At 64.8% G+C, this 19,786-nt stretch carries 21 protein-coding genes; 14 read left to right on the top strand and 7 right to left on the bottom strand.

Going from position 1 to position 19,786, the window contains the following annotated elements; genetic code table 11:
- The 3 genes from QM672_RS31460 to cydX all read left to right on the top strand — a co-directional run.
- The coding region (locus QM672_RS31460) for a cytochrome ubiquinol oxidase subunit I (RefSeq protein WP_415087264.1) at positions 1 to 1,363 on the top strand (1,363 nt) is incomplete at its 5' end.
- A gap of 21 nt (positions 1,364 to 1,384) precedes the next feature.
- Positions 1,385 to 2,533, top strand: coding sequence for a cytochrome d ubiquinol oxidase subunit II (cydB, locus tag QM672_RS31455; protein ID WP_415087263.1), 1,149 nt, complete (start codon positions 1,385 to 1,387; stop codon positions 2,531 to 2,533).
- A 12-nt stretch (positions 2,534 to 2,545) separates the two neighbouring features.
- Positions 2,546 to 2,689, top strand: a complete 144-nt coding sequence (gene cydX, locus QM672_RS31450) for a cytochrome bd-I oxidase subunit CydX (RefSeq protein WP_311938295.1) — start codon at positions 2,546 to 2,548, stop codon at positions 2,687 to 2,689.
- Between the two features lie 20 nt (positions 2,690 to 2,709).
- On the opposite strand, the gene QM672_RS31445 is transcribed toward cydX, so the two are convergent.
- On the bottom strand, positions 2,710 to 4,215 hold the full coding sequence (locus QM672_RS31445) for an MFS transporter (protein WP_415087262.1): 1,506 nt from the start codon (positions 4,213 to 4,215) through the stop codon (positions 2,710 to 2,712).
- Between the two features lie 82 nt (positions 4,216 to 4,297).
- Here QM672_RS31445 and QM672_RS31440 point away from each other — a divergent pair, with 82 nt between their 5' ends.
- The 4 genes from QM672_RS31440 (at position 4,298) to QM672_RS31425 (ending at position 6,625) form a co-directional block, all read left to right on the top strand.
- The gene (locus QM672_RS31440; protein WP_311938292.1) at positions 4,298 to 4,870 is read left to right on the top strand and encodes a TetR/AcrR family transcriptional regulator; all 573 of its coding nucleotides are present in this window, start codon (positions 4,298 to 4,300) and stop codon (positions 4,868 to 4,870) included.
- Between the two features lie 188 nt (positions 4,871 to 5,058).
- Positions 5,059 to 5,667: a superoxide dismutase gene (locus QM672_RS31435; RefSeq protein WP_367622651.1), complete on the top strand. Its 609-nt coding sequence runs from the start codon at positions 5,059 to 5,061 to the stop codon at positions 5,665 to 5,667.
- Between the two features lie 35 nt (positions 5,668 to 5,702).
- On the top strand, positions 5,703 to 6,311 hold the full coding sequence (locus tag QM672_RS31430) for a flavin reductase family protein (RefSeq protein ID WP_311938290.1): 609 nt from the start codon (positions 5,703 to 5,705) through the stop codon (positions 6,309 to 6,311).
- Positions 6,290 to 6,625 (top strand): tetratricopeptide repeat protein, encoded by a 336-nt coding sequence (locus tag QM672_RS31425; protein WP_415087261.1) that lies wholly within the window; start codon positions 6,290 to 6,292, stop codon positions 6,623 to 6,625. The genes QM672_RS31430 and QM672_RS31425 overlap by 22 nt, the downstream gene beginning before the upstream one ends.
- Positions 6,626 to 6,643: 18 nt before the next feature.
- On the opposite strand, the gene QM672_RS31420 is transcribed toward QM672_RS31425, so the two are convergent.
- Complete coding sequence (locus QM672_RS31420; RefSeq protein WP_367622648.1) at positions 6,644 to 7,909, bottom strand: MFS transporter; 1,266 nt, start codon at positions 7,907 to 7,909, stop codon at positions 6,644 to 6,646.
- Between the two features lie 104 nt (positions 7,910 to 8,013).
- On the opposite strand from QM672_RS31420, the gene QM672_RS31415 reads away from it, so the two are divergent.
- Together QM672_RS31415 and QM672_RS31410 are read left to right on the top strand one after the other, a co-directional pair.
- On the top strand, positions 8,014 to 8,472 hold the full coding sequence (locus tag QM672_RS31415; protein WP_149255110.1) for a winged helix-turn-helix transcriptional regulator: 459 nt from the start codon (positions 8,014 to 8,016) through the stop codon (positions 8,470 to 8,472).
- A 75-nt stretch (positions 8,473 to 8,547) separates the two neighbouring features.
- Positions 8,548 to 9,594, top strand: a complete 1,047-nt coding sequence (locus QM672_RS31410) for a MerR family transcriptional regulator (protein ID WP_367622647.1) — start codon at positions 8,548 to 8,550, stop codon at positions 9,592 to 9,594.
- Here the strand turns inward: QM672_RS31410 and QM672_RS31405 are convergent.
- Positions 9,583 to 10,248, bottom strand: a complete 666-nt coding sequence (locus tag QM672_RS31405; protein ID WP_311938283.1) for a GntR family transcriptional regulator — start codon at positions 10,246 to 10,248, stop codon at positions 9,583 to 9,585. The two genes, QM672_RS31410 and QM672_RS31405, sit on opposite strands and share 12 nt — an antisense overlap.
- Before the next feature lie 234 nt (positions 10,249 to 10,482).
- Here QM672_RS31405 and bioB point away from each other — a divergent pair, with 234 nt between their 5' ends.
- From bioB to QM672_RS31380, 5 genes are all read left to right on the top strand, one after another.
- Positions 10,483 to 11,463, top strand: coding sequence for a biotin synthase BioB (gene bioB, locus QM672_RS31400; protein ID WP_367623417.1), 981 nt, complete (start codon positions 10,483 to 10,485; stop codon positions 11,461 to 11,463).
- Positions 11,460 to 12,623 (top strand): 8-amino-7-oxononanoate synthase, encoded by a 1,164-nt coding sequence (locus QM672_RS31395; RefSeq protein ID WP_415087260.1) that lies wholly within the window; start codon positions 11,460 to 11,462, stop codon positions 12,621 to 12,623. The genes bioB and QM672_RS31395 overlap by 4 nt, the downstream gene beginning before the upstream one ends.
- Positions 12,624 to 12,728: 105 nt before the next feature.
- Positions 12,729 to 13,385, top strand: coding sequence for a dethiobiotin synthase (gene bioD / locus QM672_RS31390; RefSeq protein WP_367622646.1), 657 nt, complete (start codon positions 12,729 to 12,731; stop codon positions 13,383 to 13,385).
- Positions 13,379 to 14,656 carry an adenosylmethionine--8-amino-7-oxononanoate transaminase gene (locus QM672_RS31385; RefSeq protein ID WP_415087259.1) on the top strand — a complete coding sequence of 426 codons (1,278 nt, stop codon included), beginning with the start codon at positions 13,379 to 13,381 and terminating at the stop codon, positions 14,654 to 14,656. The genes bioD and QM672_RS31385 overlap by 7 nt, the downstream gene beginning before the upstream one ends.
- Positions 14,653 to 15,645 carry a beta-ketoacyl-ACP synthase III gene (locus tag QM672_RS31380; RefSeq protein ID WP_415087258.1) on the top strand — a complete coding sequence of 331 codons (993 nt, stop codon included), beginning with the start codon at positions 14,653 to 14,655 and terminating at the stop codon, positions 15,643 to 15,645. Before QM672_RS31385 ends, QM672_RS31380 begins: the two co-directional genes overlap by 4 nt.
- Before the next feature lie 112 nt (positions 15,646 to 15,757).
- Here the strand turns inward: QM672_RS31380 and QM672_RS31375 are convergent, their stop codons facing one another.
- The 4 genes from QM672_RS31375 to QM672_RS31360 form a co-directional block, all read right to left on the bottom strand.
- A complete protein-coding gene (locus QM672_RS31375; RefSeq protein WP_415087257.1) occupies positions 15,758 to 16,468 on the bottom strand; it encodes a riboflavin synthase subunit alpha in 711 nt (236 codons plus the stop codon).
- Between the two features lie 216 nt (positions 16,469 to 16,684).
- On the bottom strand, positions 16,685 to 17,854 hold the full coding sequence (locus tag QM672_RS31370; protein ID WP_415087256.1) for an ABC transporter ATP-binding protein: 1,170 nt from the start codon (positions 17,852 to 17,854) through the stop codon (positions 16,685 to 16,687).
- 10 nt (positions 17,855 to 17,864) lie between these two features.
- A complete protein-coding gene (locus QM672_RS31365; protein ID WP_149255099.1) occupies positions 17,865 to 18,689 on the bottom strand; it encodes a carbohydrate ABC transporter permease in 825 nt (274 codons plus the stop codon).
- A complete protein-coding gene (locus tag QM672_RS31360; protein WP_415087265.1) occupies positions 18,682 to 19,593 on the bottom strand; it encodes a carbohydrate ABC transporter permease in 912 nt (303 codons plus the stop codon). Before QM672_RS31360 ends, QM672_RS31365 begins: the two co-directional genes overlap by 8 nt.
- Positions 19,594 to 19,786: the final 193 nt, after the last annotated feature.

The raw sequence follows: 19,786 nt of genomic DNA, 5'->3' as shown, positions 1-19,786 counted from the left end.
GATGGAATTCCAGTTCGGCATGAACTGGAGCTACTACAGCCACTATGTCGGCGACGTCTTCGGCGCGCCGCTCGCCATCGAAGGCCTGATGGCTTTCTTCATGGAAGCCACCTTCATCGGCCTGTTCTTCTTCGGCTGGGACCGCCTGTCGAAAGTGGCGCATCTTGCCGTCACCTGGCTGGTGGCACTGGGCGCCAATTTCTCGGCCCTGTGGATCCTGATCGCCAATGGCTGGATGCAGAATCCGGTCGGCTCGGTCTTCAATCCCGATACGATGCGCATGGAGATCACCGATTTCATCGCGGTCATCTTCAATCCGGTCGCCCAGGCCAAGTTCGTGCACACGGTCAGCGCCGGCTATGTTGCCGGATCGATGTTTGTGATGGCGGTCAGCGCCTTCTTCCTGCTGCGCGGGCGCCACCGCGAGCTTGCCCGCCGCTCCATGGTGGTGGCGGCGAGCTTCGGCCTTGCCTCGGCCCTGTCCGTCGTCGTCCTGGGTGACGAGAGCGGCTATGTCGCCACCGAGCACCAGAAGATGAAGATCGCCGCCATCGAGGCGATGTGGGAGACCGAGCCTGCGCCGGCCGGCCTCACCCTCTTTGCCCTGCCCGGCAAGGATGGCAATCGCTACGAGGTCAAGGTTCCCTGGGTGCTGGGCTTGATCACCACCCGCAGTCTGAACAAGGAATTGCCGGGTATCTGGACGCTGGTCGAGCATGCGGAGGTCCGCATCCGCAACGGCATCCAGGCCTCGGCCAGTCTCGACGCCATTCGCAAGGATCCGAACGACAAGGCCGCCCGCGAGGCCTTCGCCAAGCAATGGCCGGATCTGGGCTATGCGCTGCTGCTCAAGCGCTACCGCGCCGATATCCAGAACGCCACGCCGGAAGAGGTCCAGCGCGCGGCGCTGGATACGGTACCCGGCGTGGCGCCATTGTTCTGGAGCTTCCGCGTCATGGTGGCCCTGGGCTTCTATTTCATCGCCTTCTTCGGTCTCGCCTTCCTGATGAGCTGCCGCCATCGTCTCGGCGAGAACCGCGCCTTCCTGCGCGTGGCCTTGTGGAGCCTGCCTTTGCCATGGGTGGCGATCGAGGCCGGCTGGCTGGTCGCCGAATATGGCCGGCAACCCTGGGCGATCGAGGGCGTGCTGCCGACCTTCTATGCCGCTTCCGGCCTCACCCTCACCGATCTCGTCATCAGCCTGGGCTTCTTCCTGGCGCTCTATACGAGTCTCCTCATCGTCATGGTCTTCCTGATGGTGAAGACCATCCGCAAGGGGCCGTCCGAGCATAGCGTGCTCGATGAAGCACCGGCTGGCGCAGGCCCCCTGCCCGAGCCCGCCCTCGCCCGCACGCCGCGCTGAGCCAGATCAGGATACGCACTCATGACCACGATCCCTCTCGACTATGAAACCCTGCGCCTGATCTGGTGGGCCCTGCTCGGCGTATTGCTGATCGGCTTTGCCATCATGGATGGCTACGATCTCGGCATTGGGGCATTGCTGCCCTTTGCCGCCCGCACCGACGAGGAACGCCGCATCCTCATCAACCTGATGGGGCCGACCTGGGAAGGCAACCAGGTCTGGCTGATCCTCGGCGGCGGCGCGATCTTCGCCGCCTGGCCGGCGCTCTATGCGACGTCCTTTTCCGGCTTCTACCTGGCGATGATCGCCGTGCTGCTCGCCCTGATCCTGCGTCCCGTCGGCTTCAAGTTCCGCGGCAAGCTCCAGGATCCGCGCTGGCGCAATCTGTGGGATTGCGCCCTGTTCCTCGGCGGCTTCGTGCCGGCTCTGATCTTCGGTGTTGCTGTCGGCAATGTGCTGCTGGGCGTGCCGTTCGGCCTCGATGCCACGCTGCGTCCGTCCTATAGCGGCACCTTCTTCGGCCTGCTGCGCCCCTTTGCCTTGCTGGCCGGGCTGGTCAGCCTCGCCATGCTGGTCACCCATGGCGCAGCGGTGGTTTCAGCCCGCACCCGGGGCCCGATGACGGAGCGGGCGCGCTCCTATGGCCGCCTTGCCGCCCTGGCAACCCTGGTGCTGTTTGCCTTGGCCGGGGTCTGGATCGCCTATGGCATCGACGGCTATGTCGTCACCAGCCAGCAGGACCCGTTCGGCCCCTCCAATCCGCTGGGCAAGACGGTCGCACTCGAAACGGGCCGCTGGCTCGCCAACTTCCATAACCATGGCTGGATGTGGACGGCGCCGACCCTCGGCCTGCTTGGGCCGCTGGTGGCCTTTGCCGGCCTGTCGGCCCGCATGGGCAAGCTTGCGATCTTCGGCAGCAGCCTCGCCATCATCGGCATCATCGCCACCGCCGGCCTGGCGCTGTTCCCCTTCCTCCTGCCGAGTTCGCTCGATCCTCAGGTCAGCCTCACCGTCTGGGATGCGTCCTCCAGCCACATGACGCTGTTCGTCATGCTGCTGGCGACGGCGGTCTTCCTGCCGCTGATCCTGGCCTACACCACCTGGGTCTTCCGCGTGATGCGCGGTCCCGTCACCGCCGACTCGATCGGCCGCAATCCCAACGCCTACTGAGGAGATCGGTACATGTGGTATTTTTCCTGGATCCTCGGGCTCGGCCTCGCCTGCTCCTTCGCTATTCTCAACGCGATGTGGTTCGAACTGCGCGAGCAGAAAGTGCCTGTCACCAAGGTGGCGGGCAAGCCGGACCGGTCGACGGCCGGTAACTGACAGCGGTTCTCCTGCGATCGTCAACCGATCGGTTGACGATCGCTCAGGCGGTCCTGGCGGCGGCCCATCAGGCCGACGACGAGTGCCGTCAGCAGGAAGAGCAGCGAGCAGACGGCGATCACGCCCAGAAAGGCCTGCTCGAAAGCCGAGCGTGCCAGCCGGGCCAGCATGTCGGCCGATGGCCCCCGCAGCGTTTCGGCTACCAGCAGGGCTTCATCCAGGCTGTCCCGAACGGTGCCGGCAACCGGCAGATCCGGTGGCAATACCAGCATCGCCGTATAGATGGCCGACATGATGGTGCCCATCACGGCAACCCCGAGCGCGCCGCCGAGTTCGTAGGAGACCTCCTCGATCGAGGCGGCCATGCCGGCCCGCTCCTCCGGCGCATTGACCATGATCGCACTGGAAGCGGCCGACATCGACGCGCCGACGCCGAATCCCATGGCGCTCAGAGCCGTGAGCCAGAGCGCCGCCGTTCTGTCATGAGTCAGCAGGAAGACAGCAAGGCCGCCGCCGGCCAGCGCCAGCGACATCCAGAGCACATGGCGGGCCCCGAGCCGAGGCAAAGCGAGGCCCGCCAGCGGCCCCGCCACGATCGAGGCCAGGGGAATGGGCAGCAGAAGCAGCCCCGCCTGCAGCGGCGACAGGTTCCGCACCAGCTGCAGATGCTGGCTGAACACCAGTTCCACGCCGATCAGGGCCGCCGATGACACGGTGGCGACGATGACGCCCGCTGCGAATTCAGGATTGCGGAACAGGCTGAAATCGATCAGCGGCATCTCGCTCCGGCTCTGCCGCCGCCCGAAAAGAAAGAATGCCAGGGCGCCAATGAGCCCCGCCACAAGCGCAACCTCCCAACTCGGCGAACGCTTACCCAGTTCCTTGATGGCATAGGCGGTGGCGATCAGCCCGGCCATGATCTGGAGCGAGCCGACAAGATCCCAAGGGTGGCTGGCACGGCCCGGACGGTTTTCCAGGACCAGGCCGGCCGCCACCCAGGCGACAACGACTACCGGAACGTTGATCAGAAAGACCGAGCCCCACCAGAAGAACTCGAGCAGAAAGCCACCCAATACCGGGCCAAACGCCGCGCCGCTCGATGCGACGGCTGCCCAGACCCCGATGGCAAAAGCCCTCTCCTTCTCGCTGGTGAAGGTGACGCGAATGATCGCGAGGGTCGCGGGCATCATCATGGCGGCACCGACGGCCAGCAAAGCACGGGCAGCGATCAGCACCATCGAACTGGGGGCGAAGGCAGCGAGCAGCGAGGCCGCCCCGAAGGCGATCAGGCCGGCCATGAACAGGCGCTTGGAGCCGATGCGATCGCCGAGTGTCCCGCAGCCTGGCAACAGGCCGGCGACGACGAGCGGATAGGCATTGAGGATCCAGAGCTTTTCGGAGGCGGTCGCGGCCAGGTCATGGGTCAGGCGGGGCAGTGCCGTGTAGAGCACTGTCAGGTCGACGACGATGAGGAACAGGGCGCTCGAAACGATTGCGAGAACCAGCCAGCGATTGTGATATGCCATGATCGAGTTCAGCGTTGTATGAAATTATCCGTGCAAAGCGGACCGCTTGCCCACCCCACCTGACCAATATAAATACATACGTATGGAAACAAAAGAGAGAAGCGGCCTCGGCCGTCCGCGCAGCATCGACCGCAACAAGGTTCTCGATGCGGCGGAAGCCGTGGTGGCACGTATCGGCCCCGCCGGCCTGACCATCGATGCGGTCGCCAAGGAAGCGGGCATCACCAAAGGCGGCGTGCAATATTGCTTCGGCACCAAGGATGGCCTTCTCAAGGCCATGCTGGAGCGCTGGGCCGCAGGTTTCGACACCGAAGTTGCCAGGCTCGCCGCCGAGCAGCCAGGGCCTTTCGCCATGGTCCGGGCTTATGTCGAGGCCAATCGCCATACCGACGAAAAGGATGCGTCCCGTTCGGCCGCCATGCTGGCAACCCTGATCCAGAGCCCGGATCAGCTGGCCGATACCCGCGCCTGGTACCGCCGCTATCTCACGGAGATCGATCCCTCTTCTCCCGAGGGGCGCAAGGCGCGCCTCGCCTTTCTCGCCTCCGAAGGCATCTTCTTCCTGCACAGCTTTCAATTCGTGCAGATGACCGAAGACGAATGGCAGGAGATTTTCGAGGACATAATGCGCCTGCTGCCGGACAGTCCGGCATGACGCCCGCGACTAGATTGAAGGCCAAGCGCGCGGATCCACAGCGAGGAAGGCATGAACGAGGAAGGCATGGCAATTTTCCAACCATCAACTTGACATATGCGGCAATTCGTTTTTCAAAGATAAGACTTTGAAAATGGATTGCGCCACCGCTGACGGTGAGCGCGGTTCGCTGATGATGGAGAAAGACCATGGCCTTCACGCTCCCTACCCTGCCCTATGCCATCAACGCACTCGCAGCACGCGGCATGAGCCAGGAGACGCTCGAGCTCCATCACGGCAAGCACCACCAGGCCTATGTCACCGCCCTCAACGGCTTCGTGGAAAAGGACGCCGCGCTGGCGGGCAAGACGCTCGAGGAGATCATCGCCCTGGTCAAGGACCGGCCCGAGGTGGCACCGGTGTTCAACAATGCCGGGCAGCATTGGAACCACATCCACTTCTGGCAGGCGCTCAGCCCGAATGGCGGCGGTATCCCCGGCAAGCTGCAGGCCAGGATCGATGCCGATCTCGGCGGCACCGATGCCTTCAAGGAAGCCTTCAAGACGGCGGCAACCACGCAGTTCGGTTCGGGCTGGGCCTGGCTGGTCGCGGGCAAGGACGGCAAGCTCAAGGTGACCAAGACGCCGAACGGCTCCAATCCGCTCGCCACCGGCGAAGGCACGCCCCTGCTCGGCCTCGACGTCTGGGAGCACAGCTATTATGTCGATTTCCGCAATCGCCGCCCCGACTATGTCACGAACTTCCTCGACAAGCTGGCCAACTATGAGTTTGCCGAAGCCAATCTGGCCGCGCTTTGACAGCCGGGCGCAGCGTGTCGGGCGGATGGGGAGATATGCCTTTGCGTGAAATCGCCCATTCCGTCCCCGTCACGCCGATGGCACTGACATCGTCGCGCCGGCCTCCCATCCAACGATCGGAGTTCGCCGAGGCGATGTCCAACCTGGCAGCGACGGTATGCATCGTCGCCGGCCATTGGCAGGGCGAACGCCAGGGGCGCACGGCGACGGCCGTGCTCTCCCTCTCGGCCGAGCCGCCCTCCCTTCTGGTTTCGATCGACCGGACATGCCGCCTGGCCGAGCTCGTCCTTGCCTCGGGCCGCTTCTCCGTGGCGATGCTGGCGAGCGACCAGGAGAACATTGCCGATGCCTTCGCCGGCAAGCTCGGCGGCATCGACCGCTTCAGCGTCGGCGACTGGCAGAGCTGGTCGTCCGGTACGCCGCACCTGTCTTCTGCGGCGGCGTCCATCGACTGCGAACTGATCGGCAGCATGTCGATCCCCACCCATCTCGTCATCGCCGGCGCGATCGTCGGAACGCAGCTGGCGAAGACGACCGCGCCGCTGCTCTGGCACCGGCGGCAATATCATCGACCCGCCCCGCTTTCGGAGTGGCCGCCACTCTTCGCCGAGGAGCCCCAGCCATGGCCGACACCGGCGGATTGATCGCCCGCCTGGAGCAGCAGATCATCTCCGGCCGCGACAATGCCCTGGCGCGTTTCACGCTCGGCCGGGCCCGGCTGGAACAGGGCGACCCGGCGGGGGCCATCCTGCATCTCACGCAGGCCATCGCCCTGAAACCGGACTATGCCGCTGCCTACAAGCAGCTTGGCGCCGCCCATGCCAAGGCAGGTAATATATCGGCGGCGATCACCGTCTGGGACAAAGGCTGCGCCGTTGCCCAGGACAGCGGCGAGTTGCAAGCCCTGCGGGAAATGACCTCCCTGCTCGGCAAGCTGAAGCGCCTCCATTCGACCTGAGCTCCCGATCACGCCCGATTATTCGGCAGCATCGATCGCCTGCGTCGCTTCCTTGGGTGTTGCGCCCAGGGTTGCCGCCCAGAAGACCAGGGTAACCGCCGCGATGGCAGCGCCGAGCAGGCTGACACCGGTCCAGCCGGCATAGGCATAGACCAGGGTCGAGGACGACGAGCCAAAGGCGCTACCGATCGAATAGAACACCATATAGGCGGCGGTCAGGCGGCTCTGCGCCTCCGGCCTGACCCGATAGATCATGCCCTGATTGGTGACATGCACGGCCTGGAGGCCGAAATCGATGACGAGGACGCCGAGGACCAGCCAGAGGATCGAGTAAGGCAACAGTCCGATCGGCAGCCAGGCAAGCAGCATCAGGCCGAGTGCGATGCCGGTCACGCGCTGCCCGTAGCCGTGATCGGTCCAGCGTCCCGCCCGGGACGCTCCGAGAGCGCCAGCCGCGCCGGCCAGGCCGAACAGGCCGATCACGCTGTGCGAGAAGGAAAAGGGCGGTGCACTCAGGGGCATCACCAGCGGTGCCAGCAGCGTGGTGATGTCGGCAAAGATCAGCATGGCGATAATGGCACGGATCCGAAGCACCGGCTCCTCGACCAACAAGGTGAAGACCGAGCCGATCAGTTGGGGATAGCTCAACCGGCTCGCCGGCCGAGGCTGTTGCGGCAACATGCGCCAGAGTGCCAGCACGATGAGGAGAGTCGCCGCGGCCGAAGCGAGATAGACCGTGCGCCAGCCTGAAAGATCGGTGAGCGTACCCGCCACCGTGCGCGCCAGCAAAATGCCGAGCACGATGCCGCTGGTGACGATGCCCACCACTTCGCCGCGCTGGGAGGGCCGCGCCAGGCTGGCGGCATAGGCGACGAAGGCCTGAGTCACCACCGCCAGCAGCCCCATCACCGCCATGGCGACGAGCAGCATGGCGCCGTTCGAGGCGAAGGCGATCGAGACCAGAGCAAGGACGGAGAGCAGCGATTGCGCGATGACCAGCTTGCGCCGCTCGATCAGGTCGCCGATCGGCACCAGCAGGACGAGGCCGATGCCATAGCCGAGCTGGGTGGCGCCGACGATCAGGCCGGCGGTTGCTCGCGACAGGCCAAGATCATCCGCCATCACGTCGAGCATGGGATGGGCAAAATAGGCATTGGCGACAGCAAGGCCGCTCGCCACGGCAAACAACAGGATCAAGGTACGCGACAAGGGGGTCGCAGATGGCCCGGCCGTGATTTCAACTTCCGCGGCACGCGGGGATCCCAGCTCCACTTCGGAAGGCATGACAACTCCATCGCAATATAGGTTTAATAATGAAACCATTTGCTTCGTAAATGATAGAGTTTTATGATGCAACCAATTTCCGACAAAGAACGACGAACAGGGTTATGGTTAAGCGCAAGAGCCTCACCGGGGATTATTGTCCGAGCGCACGCTCGCTCGACGTGATCGGCGACTGGTGGTCGCTGCTGATCGTGCGCGATGCCTTCGATGGGCTGACGCGCTTCGGCGAGTTTCAAAAGAGCCTCGGCATCGCCAAGAACATCTTGTCCGAGCGCCTGAAGACGCTGATTGCCCGGGGCATTCTCAAATCCGCGCCGGCGTCGGATGGTGGTGCGCACCAGGAATATCACCTCACCGAGATGGGGCGGGATCTCTTCCCGGTGATGGTGGCCTTGCGCAAATTCGGAGAAGCCCATTTGTTTGCGCCTGGCGAGCCGCATTCCCGCCTGGTCGAACGCGAGACCGGGCAAGCCATCGAGCTCGAGATCCGCACCAGTGACGGGCGTGCCGTCGATGCCAAGGATGCCATCATCCTCAAGGTCGAGGACAACGACGCGGCGTGATGGAGAGCCTGCGCGCTTGACCTTGCCCCTGGGGCCGCCTCGATAAGAGGATGGTCAACCATCGAGGGGTGATTCATGCCGGCATCCGCGCGTTTCCTCAGCCCGTCCGAAGCCGCCAGGCGGCTGGGCGTCTCGACCAAGGCCCTGCGGCTCTATGAGGACAAGGGCCTGCTTGCCCCGCCGCGCTCCGCCGCGGGCTGGCGCGTCTACGGGCCTGGGGAGATCGACAAGGCGCGTGAGATTGCCGCGTTGCGCCGGCTCGGCTTCTCGCTTGCCGAGATTGCGCGGGTGCTGAAGGGCGATAGCCGCGAACGGGTTGCGATGCTCGCGGCGCATCAGACGGCCATCAAGGATCGCCTCAAGGGACTTGCCGCCACGGCGATGACACTGCAAGCCCTCCAAAGCGGCCACGCCAACACGCCTGCGTTAGTAGCGGGGGATCTCATGCCGCACTCTTCATCCGGCCGAGAACCAGCCATTGCCTTCGACCTGCCCTGGCCCTGGGGTGGCGAACGCTTCGCGATTCAGGACATCAAGCTGCTGACCTACATCATCGGCCCTCTCGGCAGCGGCAAGACCCGATTGGCACTGCGTCTGGCCGAAACCTTGCCGAATGCCGCCTTTCTCGGCCTGGAGCGCGTATCCGACACGGCCGCATTGCGGAAAGGTTTGGCAGCCGATCCGGCTCTTCGCGATCGCGTCGAGCCGATCCTCGCGCAACTCGCCCACCACGGCGCCGGGATGTCCGATGCTCTCACCGCTCTGGCAATCGGCCTGGCAGAGGAAGGCCCCGCCTTTCTTGTCATCGACATGATCGAGCAGGGATTGGACGAGCCGACCCAGCACGCAGTAAGTGCCTATCTGCGAGCGCGCCCTCCCGGCACCAGCCCGCTCTTCGTACTGACCCGGTCTCATGCCATTCTGGACCTGGCGACCGCCGGCGAGGAGGAGGCCATCATCCTGTGCCCCGCCAATCACAGCCCTCCGTCTCTGGTCGCTCCCTTTCCGGGGTTCCCCGGTTACGAGGCGGTTGCGTCATGCCTCGCTTCGCCGACGGTGCGGGCGCGCACGGAGGGTGTCATCGCCTGGAGACCTGGTGCGAGCGGTCGTTCACCGGCCTGAACCGATCCAGGAAGTGGAAGGCGGCGATGTCGGAAAGTCGCCGCTCTTTCCCTGCTCAAGCCCACGGATATGCGACTGCAGCAGGGTGGCCGCGCGCCCGGCATCCCGCTGTCGCAGGGCATCGAGAATCTGCCGGTGGGCGTGGCTGGTGCCGGGGCGCCATCCCGCCGTCCGCGTCGCCGCGAAGATGATGCGCGAATTGGCGAGTTGCAGCCCATCCAGCATGGCAAGCAGCCGGGGCATGCGGCAGGGTGCCACGATCTCGCGATGGAAGGCCCGGTTAGCGAGTTCCCAATCCTCGATGGTCTCAGCCCGGTCACCGGCCTGAAGGGCCTGCTCCATCCGTTCAAAACTCGTCGCATTCAGCCAGGGAATGGCATGGCTGACCGCCAGCACTTCCAGGTTCGCCCGAATCTCGACGACTTCCTGCGCCGCTTTGCCATCGAGCGGCGCCACCCGCATGCCGCGCCGCGGCTCGTTGACCGCCAGGCCCTGGGCGCGCAGCAGCTGGAAGGCCTCACGGGCGGGTACATGGCTCGCCTCGAACTCCGCCGCGATCCTGTCCTGCCGGAGCGGCGTTCCCGGCGCTAATTCCCCGCGCACGATGCGCTCGGCCAGGGTACGCGCTATGCGCTCGGCAACGGTTTCGGCCATGGCAGCTCCATAGATTATCTATGATAAAACCAGATGCATCCTCGCTTCGCAACTTTATGATGATTCCAGATAGATAGATTCAAGATTTTATCTATAATTTTGAGGCGCTGGACATTTGGCTGCCTCTCCTTCCCACGCTCGCGCCCTTCCTGAAGGGATCCGCGACCGGTCATGCGAGGAGACGAAATGCACGATCACCTGTCGACGAGTCAGAACCAGGAGCGCGCGCCCGGTATCCACGGTTCGAGCACGGACCGCGCCGCCCCCCTGCCCTGGAACCATGCCGAGGCGCGCGCGATCTATGACCTGCCATTCAACGACCTGCTGTTCCGCGCCCAGACCGTTCATCGCCGGCATTTCGATCCCAACCGCATCCAGCTCAGCAAGCTGCTCAGCATCAAGACAGGGGGGTGCCCCGAGGATTGCGGCTATTGCAGCCAGTCTGCCCATCATGACAGCGGCCTGAAGGCTTCCAAGCTCCTGGAGGTCCAGCGGGTGATCGAGGAGGCGCGCCAGGCCAAGGCGGGTGGCGCCACGCGCTATTGCATGGGCGCGGCCTGGCGCAGCCCCAAGCAGCGCGACATGGCCATGCTCGTGGCCATGGTCGAAGGCGTGAAGTCGCTCGGCATGGAGACCTGCATGACGCTCGGCATGCTGTCGCCCCAGCAGGCCGGCACGCTCGCCGAGGCCGGGCTCGACTATTACAACCACAACATCGATACCTCGGAGCGTTACTACCCCCAGGTGATCACCACCCGCAGCTTCGCCGAGCGGCTGGATACTTTGGCCAATGTGCGCGAGGCCGGCATCAAGGTGTGCTCCGGCGGCATTCTCGGCCTCGGCGAGGCGGTCGATGACCGCATCGACATGCTGGTGACGCTCGCCAACCTGCCGGAAGCGCCGGAAAGCGTGCCGATCAACATGCTCATCCCCGTGCCCGGCACCCGACTGGCGGATGCCCCGCCGGTCGATCCGATCGAGTTCATCCGCATCATCGCGCTCGCCCGCATCCTGATGCCGGCCTCGCATGTACGCCTCACCGCGGGACGCACGGCGATGAGCGACGAGACCCAGGCCCTGTGCTTTTTCGCGGGTGCCAATTCCATCTTCGTCGGCGAAACGCTGCTCACTGCCGCCAATCCGGGCGACGACAAGGACAGCAGCCTGATGCGCCGTCTCGGCCTGACGGCCGCGCCGATGGAGGAGACGCCGTGAGCGACGCATCGCCGGGCGAACGGCCCCGGCTGGCGCGCTACGCGGCAAGGCTCGGCCAGTTCGAACGCAAGGGGCGTCGCCGGGTCCTGGCACCGCTGAGCGGCATCGATTTCAGCTCCAACGACTATCTGGGGCTGGCGTCGTCATCCCGTTTGCATAAAGCCCTCATCGCCGCCGTCGATCGTCGCGTGCCCGCCGGCGCCGGCGGCTCGCGCCTGCTGCGTGGCAACCATCCCGAGCACGAGGCACTGGAGGCCGAAGCCGCCACGTTCTTCGGCTCACCGCGCATGCTCTATTTCAACGGCGGCTACACGGCCAATCTCGCCGCACTCTCAACCTTGCCCCAGCGCGGCGATCTCATCGTCTACGATGCCCTCATCCATGCCAGCGCCCATGCCGGCATCGCGGCCGGCCGCGCTGCGGCCGTGGCCGTACCGCACAACGACATTGCCGCCTTCGAACAGGCGATCCGCGCCTGGCGGACGGCCGGCGGCAGGGGCCATCCCTGGATCGTGGTCGAAAGCCTCTACTCCATGGATGGTGATATTGCGCCCCTGGCCGAGCTGATGGCACTGGCCGATGCGCATGACGGCTTCCTCTATGTCGACGAGGCCCATGCCACCGGCGTTCACGGCCCGGGCGGACGCGGCTTTGCCGCCGCCTTGGAAGGGCGCGACAATGTCGTGGTGCTTCACACCTGCGGCAAGGCGCTGGGCTCCTCGGGCGCGCTCATCGGTGCCAATGCCGTGCTCTGTGACGTCCTGGTCAACCATGCCGCCCCCTTCATCTATGCCACCGCTCCCTCGCCCCTCCAGGCCGTGCTGGTGCGGGAGGCACTCCACGCACTGGCGGACGAGCCGGAGCGGCGCAGCCGGGAATTGTCGCTGATCGATTTTGCCAACAGACTCGTGGTCGAGCGGCTCGGCATCGCGACCAGCGGCTCGCAGATCCTGCCTGTCGTCATCGGCGACAATGAGCGCTGCCTCGCCATCGCCGAGCGGATGCAGGGGGCCGGTTTCGATATCCGGGCCATCCGCCCGCCGACGGTTCCGGCCGGCACGGCGCGCCTGCGTATTTCCATCACGCCCAATGTCGACGAGGAAGTCATCACGCAAATGGTCGAACGGCTCGCCATGGTAATGGCGGAGGAGGATCGATGAAACGAAGGTCCTGGGACCGCGGACGTCCTCGTCCACTCTTGGAAACACAGCGCCTTGGAGAGAGGAAGAGGCGGACGGGACGTCCGCGGTCCCAGGGGCTGCATCATGATTAGGGAGGCCCATCCACGTATCGTGGTCACCGGCACGGATACCGGCATCGGCAAGACGGTGTTCTCGGCGGCCCTCGCCCATGCCCTCGAGGCGAGCTACTGGAAACCGGTGCAATCGGGCCTCGACGAGGAAACCGACAGCGAGACGGTACGACGCCTGGGCAGGTTGCCGCAGGACCGCATCCTGCCCGAAGCCTACCGCCTCGCCACGCCGGCCTCGCCGCATTTTTCGGCAGCCATCGACGGGGTGGAACTCGATCCCGACACGCTGGAGCCGCCGCTGGTCTCCGGACCTCTCGTCATCGAGGGGGCTGGCGGACTGCTGGTTCCCCTGACGCGCCGGACCGTGTTCGCCGACGTGTTAGCGCGCTGGCGCCATCCGGCGATCCTCTGTGCCCGCACGGGCCTGGGCACCATCAACCACACGCTGCTCTCGCTCGAAGCTATGCGCCGCCGGGGCATTCCCATCCTCGGCGTCGTCTTCATCGGCGACGAGCAGGCGGACACCCAGGGTGTCATCACCGAACTCGGCGATGTCAGGAGCCTCGGCCGGCTGCCAAAGCTCGATCCCCTGATCGCCGACGATTTGCATGCCGGCTTCCGGAACTGGATCGACCTATCCATTATCAAGCAAGGGCTTGCCTCATGCTGAAATCCCTGCCGTCGCCGGTCTGGCACCCCTTTACCCAGCATCAGCTCGATCCGGTGACGCGCCGGATCGCCCGCACGGAAGGTGCCTTCCTCTATGAGGAGGACGGACGAGCCGTGCTCGATGCGATTTCCTCCTGGTGGGTGATCACCCATGGCCACCGGCATCCCGCCATCATGCAGGCGATCCGGGATGCCAGCGAACGCTTCGACCAGATCATCTTCGCCGACTACACGCATGAGCCAGCCGAGACGCTCGCCAGGGGTCTGGTCGAGCTCGCCCCATCAGGTCTCGCCCATGTCTTCTATTCCGACAGCGGCTCGACCGCGGTCGAGGTCGCCCTCAAGATGGCGCTCGGCTTCTTCCACAATCGCGGCACGCCACGCTCGCGCATCGTGGTGATGGAGCATAGCTATCACGGCGACACCATCGGCACGATGTCGGCCGGGGAACGTGGCGTCTTCAATGCGGCCTATGGCCCTCTGCTGTTCTCGGTCGACAGCCTGCCCTTTCCCGCCGCCGGGCAGGAACAGCGCACGCTCGATGCCTTCGAACGCCTCTGCCGGCAAGGCGATATCGCCGCCCTGCTGATCGAGCCCCTGGTACTGGGTGCTGGCGGCATGCGCATCTATGCCCCCTGGATTCTCACCGAAGTGAAGCGGATCGCCGAGGCCCATGGCGTCCTCCTGATCGCCGACGAGGTGATGACCGGTTGGGGCCGCACCGGCTCGCTCTTCGCCTGTCAGCAAGCCGGTATCACGCCCGACATAATGTGCCTGTCCAAGGGACTCACCGGCGGCGCCGTGCCGCTCGCGGCAACCCTGTGCACGGCGGAGATCTTCGAGGCGCATCTGTCGGATGACCGCAGCCGCACCTTCTTCCACTCCAGTTCCTATACCGCCAATCCCATCGCCTGCGCGGCAGCTTGCGCCAATCTCGAGGTCTGGCGGATGGAGCCGGTCACCGAGCGTATCGCGGCGCTGGCCGCCGGACACAGCCGTCGCCTGGACCGTTTCCGTAGCGATCCCCGCTTCTCCGATATCCGCCAATGCGGCACCATCGCGGTGATGGAGATCGCCGTGCCTTCGGGAGGCTACCTTTCCGATGCCGGTCCGCGACTGCGCGCCTTCTTCAAGGCTCGCGGCCTGCTGATCCGCCCGCTCGGCAATGTGATCTATCTGATGACGCCCTATTGCGTCACGTCTGGTGATCTCGACCGTGCCTATGCCACCATCGACGAGGCGGTGGACCTGGTCATCGGTACCGGCCGATGACCCGCTGCCGTTCGAGCCGCGTGCTCGGCTTCGGCCATTGCGTGCCGAAACGCCGGGTCGGCAATGCCGAGATCGAGGCGAGACTGGGTCTCGAAGACGGCTGGATCGAGCGGCGGACCGGTATCCGCCATCGCCATTGGGCCGGCGCCGGGGACACGCTGAGCGGGCTTGCGGCCGAAGCGGGAGCCGCAGCCCTGGCGGATGCCGGCATCGCGCCGGACCAGGTGGGGCTGGTCCTGCTCGCAACCTCGACGCCCGACCATTTACTGCCCCCCTCGGCGCCCTTGCTGGCGCATCGACTGGGGCTCCCGAAAGCAGGCGCGGTCGATCTCGCCGGCGCCTGTTCGGGTTTCCTCTATGCCCTCACCCTCGCCGACGGCTTCGTGCGCACCCAGGAGAAGGCGGTACTAGTGGTTGCCGCCAACATCCTCAGCCGCCGCATCAACCCCCGGGAGCGCGCCAGCGCCGTGGTGTTCGCCGACGCAGCCGGCGCCCTCCTGCTCGGCCCCTCACACGACGAGGAGAGTGGCCTCATCGGCGTCGACCTTGCCTCCGATGGTAGCCAATACGACCTGATTTCCATTCCGGCCGGCGGCAGCAACCGCCCCTTCGCGCCTGATATCGCCGCCCAGGATTTCCTGATGACCATGCGCGACGGCAAGGCGGTGTTCTCGCAGGCCGTGCGCATGATGAGCGATTGCGCCGGGAAGGCCATGACCCAGGCTGGGTTGACAGCCGCAGACATAGACCGTTTCGTGCCCCATCAGGCCAATGCACGCATCTTCGATACGGTCTCGGCCGAACTCGGGCTAGGCACGGCCAGAACCGTGCGTAGCATCGAGGACTACGGCAACTCTTCGGCCGCCACGATTGCGCTGTCGCTCTCGCTTGCGAACCAAGCAGAGCCCTTCAGAGCGGGCGAAAAGCTGCTGCTCTCCGCCGCGGGCGCCGGCATGACGGGGGGCGCGATAGTGCTGGGCATGGGGTGATGTCTGCTGAGGAAGCCTGACCTCCTGGGACCGCCGGCTTCCAGCCGGCTCCTGGAAGCGCATCGCTGGTTGGCAAGGAAGAGCCGGCTGGAAGCCGGCGGTCCCAGGGGCGTCAACTCTTGCCGATCTGGCGGGGCACCTGCACGAAATCCTCGAGGTTGAGCCCCTTTTCCGCCAGCAGGGCTTCCAGCACAGGCTGCAGGCGTCCCAGGCTCTCCTGGACGGCGTCGCGTACGGTATCAACAACCACCTGGGTGTCGCGCTCGATCTCGATATTGAGCCGATCGCCGGCACGCTTGTCCTCGAACACGGTCATGCGCCGGGTTTCAGGGATGAGCCAGACTTCGAACCAGCCTTCCTTCTTGTCGACCTCGGACACGGTCAGGCTGGCGCCGTTGATGGCGATATAACCCTTGGCGAAGACGTAGCGCGCGAAATCCGGCGGGATGGCGATACGGATGACCTTGTTGCCTTCCGAGGTGCCGACGGAGTCGATGGCGGTGGAGAAATCGACATGGCCCGAAATCGGATGGCCGCCGATCTCGGCGCCATCCTTGGCGGCCCGCTCGACATTCACGCGATCGCCGGCGGCATAGTCGGCCAAGGTGGTTATCTTCAGGCTTTGCAGCATCACATCGAAGGTGGCCGTCTGCGCCGAGAGCAACTCGGTTACCGTCAGGCAGACACCGTCCACCGAGACGCTGGCGCCGATGGCGAGCCCTTCGCTGAAGCCCTCGGGAAAACGCAGCGTGAAGGTGCGCAAGCCGTCATGATCCTTGACGGCGTCGATATCGGCGACGCCCTGAATGATGCCTGTGAACAAAGGAGAAGTCCTGTCAATGAAGCCGGAGGCCGAGTGATGTATTGCCGCTTGGCGGGCGGCTTTTCGTCATTGCGAGTGCAGCGAAGCAATCCAGAAGCCACAAACCACAGAGCCGGATTGCTTCGCTGCGTTCGCAACGATGAGCTTAAATCATAGATAGGCATGGTTGGGAAAGCCGCCAAGCGCCGGCGCCTTGCGAAGATGTCTCCTATTCCCTCAGCGTATCGTCAGCTGGCTTGCCGGATCGAAGAAATGCAGGCTGTCGACCTGGATCCCGATTTTGACGGTATCGCCGGCCTTGCGCCTCGCACTGACAGGCGCGCTGATGCGCATGCGGGTGGAGATTGCAGCCGGGGCGCTTTCGTCCAATTCGTCCAGCCCTGCCCGCTTCTGCTGGGCATTCGCCGCGGGATCGACAAGGTCGACATGGACAAGCAGGCTCGCGCCCAGATCCTCCTGAAAGGCGACGCGGGCGGAAAGCGCTTCGGCATCGCCTTCGGTGAGGAACAGGTTCTCGGGGCGAATGCCGACGATCACCTCGCGGTCGCCCTGCGCCCCGAGGGCGGGTCTTTCCTGCACGAAAGCGGCCGGCAATGGCAAAACGAGGCCCGGCAGGGCGACTTCCATCCCCTGCCCGCCCCGGCGCAGCCTACCGGGCAGCAAATTGATCGGCGGCGCCCCGATGAAAGTGGCGACGAACAGGTTGACGGGCCGGTCGTAGAGTTCACGGGGGGGCGCCAATTGCTGCAGCACGCCGCCATTCATCACGGCCACGCGATCGCCCATGGTCATCGCCTCGACCTGGTCATGCGTCACATAGACCGTGGTCACCCCGCTCGCCCGCTGCAGGCGGGCGATCTCGGCACGCATCTGGCCGCGCAGGCGGGCATCGAGGTTGGACAGCGGTTCGTCCATCAGGAAGGCGGCTGGCTCACGCACGATCGCCCGCCCCATGGCGACGCGCTGGCGCTGGCCGCCGGACAGTTGCCCGGGACGGCGGGTGAGCAGCTTGTCCAGCTCGAGCATCTCGGCGGCAGCCTTGACCTTCTCCTCGATCACCTCGCGTTTCTCGCCGCGCACCTTGAGGGCAAAGCCGACATTGTCGGCGACGGAAAGATGCGGATAGAGCGCATAGCTCTGGAAGATCATCGCCACATTGCGTTCGCGCGGCGACAGGTCGTTGGCAACCTCCGCGCCGATCGAAAGCGTGCCGCTGGTAATGGTCTCCAAGCCCGCGATCATGCGCAGGGCCGTGGACTTGCCGCAGCCGGAGGGGCCGACCAGCACCAGGAACTCGCCATCGGCGATGTCGAGATCGAGTTTGTTCACGGCCAGGTGCCCATCGGCATAGGCTTTGCTGACCTTTGAAAAGCTGATCGCGGCCATGATGGAACCTTTAATGGGCCGACTTGGTCAGGCCCTGCACGAAATAGCGATTGAGCAGGATCATCATCAAGACGATGGGAAGGGTGGAGAAGTGCGCTAGCGCGCCGAGCGTGCCCCAGGAAATGTCCTTGGTGCCATAGGCCGAGAGCAGCGCCACCGAGATCGGCTTGCTGTCGGCCCGCGTCAGGAACATCGAATAGAGGAAGTCGTTCCAGGAGAACATGATGCAGAAGATAGCGCTGGCGATAATGCCGGGCACCACGGACGGCAGGGCCGTGAACAGGAAGGTGTTCCAGTCATTGCTGCCGTCGGTCAGGGCGGCCTCCTCGATCGACACCGGCGAGGCGCGGAAATAGGAGAACATCATCCACACCACGAAGGCGCTGTTCAGGGCTGTGTTGAGCAGGATCACCGCCCACCAGGTGCCGAGCAGGCCGATGTCGCGCATCATCAGATAGAAGGGGATCAGCGTCGCCACCGGCGGCACGGTGCGGATGGCCAGGAAGAAATAGGCGAGCCACACGGCCTTCGGATTCTTGGAGCGGGCAAGGGCGTAACCGGCGGGAACGCCGAGGAGCAGCGACAGCAGCGTCGAGCCGATCGAGATGATCAGGCTCGATTTCACCAGGGACCACAGGTCGAAAAGCCGGAATACATTCTCGAAATTCGCGAAGGTCGGCTCGAAGAAGAGCTGCGGCGGCGTGGTGAAGATGTCCCTCGCCGGCTTGTAGGCCGTCGAAAACAGCCACAGGATTGGAAAAAGAGCGATGACGAGGATGACGATCAGGGCTGCGCGCCGTGCCCACAATCCCCTGTCGGCGGCGGTTCTAAGCATTGCGGTTCCTCGCCGGCCTGACCACGAAGATGAAAAGCGCCGCCATCACGCCGATGCAGATGGTGATCAGATTGCTCACGGCCGATGCCCGGCCGATATTGAAGAACTCCAGCCCCTGCTTGACCCCGTGGATCATCAGCGTGGTGGTGGCATCGCCCGGCCCGCCGCTGGTGCTGACATAGATGATGTCGAAGACGCGGAAGGCATCCATCATCCTCAGCACCAGGGCCAGGAAGGCCGCCGGCAACAGGAGCGGCAGGATGATCAGGGCGAAGCGCTGCGCGCTGGTGGCGCCGTCGACCTGTGCCGCCTCGAGAATGTCGGTCGGCAGGGACTTGAGACCGGCCAGCAGGATCAGCGCCATCAGCGGCGTCCATTCCCAGACATCGACGGCGATCAGGGTCGGCAAGGCGAGCAGTGGATCGGCGAGCAGGCCGCGCGGCCCGGAAATGCCAGCTTCGGCCAGGAAATAGCCGAGCACGCCATAGTCGGCATTGAGCATGGCCTTGAAGATCAGCCCGACGACCAGGGGCGTCACCGTCGCAGGGATCAGCAACAGGCCGAGGGCGATGCGATTGAACAAGTCGTCGCGCCAGAGCAGCAAGGCGATGCCGAGGCCGAAGACGAACTCGATGGAGACGGCACCAATGGTGAAGATGAAGGTATTGATCAGCGCCTGGCGGGCGGTCTTGTCGCTCCACAGGGCGACGTAATTGTCGAGCCCGACGAAATGGCGGCCCGCCGGGCGGACCAGGCTGTATTCCTCGAAGGAGTAGAAGATCCCCTGAGCCATCGGCCAGACGGCGATTGCCAGCACATAGAGTATGGCGGGAACCGCCAGCAGGATCAGGAAGAGCTGGCGCTTGCGCGCATAGGACAGGCGCCGGGGCCGCGCCTTGGCCACGACGGCGCTTCCGGCGAGGCGCGATGAGTGACTTTCCAAGTTCGAACTCTCCGGAATCGGCGGCGAATGGATAGGCCGGCATGGTCGCGCAGCCACAAGGGCCGCGCAACTATGCTTGCATCGGGCCAGCAGAAGGTTTTCCTGGCAACTGTAGTTGAGCGAGTGTCATGCCTTGAAGGGGGTCTGATCTCGC

This window comes from Labrys sp. (in: a-proteobacteria) (genome assembly GCF_047605565.1).
In the GTDB taxonomy this organism is placed as follows: domain Bacteria; phylum Pseudomonadota; class Alphaproteobacteria; order Rhizobiales; family Labraceae; genus Labrys; species Labrys neptuniae.
The sequence above is the reverse complement of the archived record's forward strand: the minus strand, read 5'-3'. Positions and strand labels throughout refer to the sequence as shown.

What these genes read in the sequence shown, in the direction of transcription:
- cydB (WP_415087263.1), top strand. Translation starts at nt 1,385, where the DNA reads ATGACCACGATCCCTCTCGACTATGAAACCCTGCGCCTGATCTGGTGG.
- cydX (WP_311938295.1), top strand. Translation starts at nt 2,546, where the DNA reads ATGTGGTATTTTTCCTGGATCCTCGGGCTCGGCCTCGCCTGCTCCTTC.
- QM672_RS31445 (WP_415087262.1), bottom strand. Translation starts at nt 4,215, where the DNA reads ATGGCATATCACAATCGCTGGCTGGTTCTCGCAATCGTTTCGAGCGCC.
- QM672_RS31440 (WP_311938292.1), top strand. Translation starts at nt 4,298, where the DNA reads ATGGAAACAAAAGAGAGAAGCGGCCTCGGCCGTCCGCGCAGCATCGAC.
- QM672_RS31435 (WP_367622651.1), top strand. Translation starts at nt 5,059, where the DNA reads ATGGCCTTCACGCTCCCTACCCTGCCCTATGCCATCAACGCACTCGCA.
- QM672_RS31430 (WP_311938290.1), top strand. Translation starts at nt 5,703, where the DNA reads ATGCCTTTGCGTGAAATCGCCCATTCCGTCCCCGTCACGCCGATGGCA.
- QM672_RS31425 (WP_415087261.1), top strand. Translation starts at nt 6,290, where the DNA reads ATGGCCGACACCGGCGGATTGATCGCCCGCCTGGAGCAGCAGATCATC.
- QM672_RS31420 (WP_367622648.1), bottom strand. Translation starts at nt 7,909, where the DNA reads ATGCCTTCCGAAGTGGAGCTGGGATCCCCGCGTGCCGCGGAAGTTGAA.
- QM672_RS31415 (WP_149255110.1), top strand. Translation starts at nt 8,014, where the DNA reads ATGGTTAAGCGCAAGAGCCTCACCGGGGATTATTGTCCGAGCGCACGC.
- QM672_RS31410 (WP_367622647.1), top strand. Translation starts at nt 8,548, where the DNA reads ATGCCGGCATCCGCGCGTTTCCTCAGCCCGTCCGAAGCCGCCAGGCGG.
- QM672_RS31405 (WP_311938283.1), bottom strand. Translation starts at nt 10,248, where the DNA reads ATGGCCGAAACCGTTGCCGAGCGCATAGCGCGTACCCTGGCCGAGCGC.
- bioD (WP_367622646.1), top strand. Translation starts at nt 12,729, where the DNA reads ATGATTAGGGAGGCCCATCCACGTATCGTGGTCACCGGCACGGATACC.
- QM672_RS31385 (WP_415087259.1), top strand. Translation starts at nt 13,379, where the DNA reads ATGCTGAAATCCCTGCCGTCGCCGGTCTGGCACCCCTTTACCCAGCAT.
- QM672_RS31380 (WP_415087258.1), top strand. Translation starts at nt 14,653, where the DNA reads ATGACCCGCTGCCGTTCGAGCCGCGTGCTCGGCTTCGGCCATTGCGTG.
- QM672_RS31370 (WP_415087256.1), bottom strand. Translation starts at nt 17,854, where the DNA reads ATGGCCGCGATCAGCTTTTCAAAGGTCAGCAAAGCCTATGCCGATGGG.
- QM672_RS31365 (WP_149255099.1), bottom strand. Translation starts at nt 18,689, where the DNA reads ATGCTTAGAACCGCCGCCGACAGGGGATTGTGGGCACGGCGCGCAGCC.